Source organism: Escherichia sp. XD33 (assembly GCF_019375075.1).
GTDB lineage: Bacteria > Pseudomonadota > Gammaproteobacteria > Enterobacterales > Enterobacteriaceae > Enterobacter > Enterobacter flexneri_A.
On the sequence record NZ_JAENDM010000197.1, the window covers coordinates 1 to 1,109 of the forward strand.

A 1,109-nucleotide genomic window follows, 5' to 3' on the forward strand; every position below is an offset into this window, starting at 1 on the left:
ATGGCCGGGAAAGGGCTGTTTAAACAGCTGAAAGAGGCCGGTGTGGTTCAGCGCGCAGAGAGCTTTAATGTGGCCAACCTGATGCCGTTAGTGGCGGATAACCCCCTGACACCGGCAGGCCTGCTGGCACCCACCTACCGTAACCAGCTGGCGTTTATCGATATCTTCTTTAAGGGGATGAATAACACCAACTACAACATGGCGGTCTGTGGAACATCCGGGGCCGGTAAAACCGGGTTGATACAGCCACTTATCCGCAGCGTGCTGGACTCCGGGGGCTTTGCCGTGGTGTTCGACATGGGGGATGGCTACAAGTCTTTGTGTGAGAACATGGGGGGCGTATATCTGGACGGTGAAACCCTGCGCTTTAACCCGTTTGCGAACATCACTGATATTGACCAGTCAGCGGAGCGTGTCCGTGACCAGTTGTCGGTGATGGCCAGCCCCAACGGTAACCTGGATGAAGTGCATGAAGGTCTGTTGCTGCAGGCGGTCAGAGCCTCCTGGCTGGCTAAAAAGAAGCAGGCGCGCATTGATGATGTGGTGGATTTCCTGAAAAACGCCCGTGATAACGACCAGTATGTCGAGTCACCGACCATCCGCAGCCGTCTGGACGAAATGATTGTGCTGCTTGACCAGTACACTGCCAACGGCACTTACGGCCGGTATTTTAACTCTGATGAACCGTCCCTGCGGGATGATGCCAGAATGGTGGTGCTGGAGCTGGGTGGGCTGGAAGACCGTCCGTCACTGCTGGTTGCGGTGATGTTCAGCCTTATCATTTACATCGAGAACCGGATGTACCGCACGCCGCGTAACCTCAAGAAACTGAACGTCATTGATGAAGGCTGGCGTCTGCTGGACTTCAAAAATCGTAAAGTTGGTGAGTTTATTCAAAAAGGTTACCGCACCTGTCGCCGTCATACCGGTGCCTATATCACCATCACACAGAACATCGTCGACTTTGACTCTGACAAGGCATCCAGCGCAGCCCGCGCGGCATGGGGTAACTCCTCCTACAAAATTATCCTCAAACAGAGTGCGAAGGAGTTCGCGAAATACAACCAGCTGTATCCGGACCAGTTCCTGCCACTGCAGCGCGACATGAT

Annotated in this window: 1 protein-coding gene; it reads left to right on the top strand. The window is 54.2% G+C overall.

Annotated elements, in window-relative coordinates:
- A partial coding sequence (locus tag K0778_RS26260; protein WP_153520339.1) for a helicase HerA domain-containing protein occupies window positions 1-1,109 on the top strand: 1,109 nt, incomplete at both ends.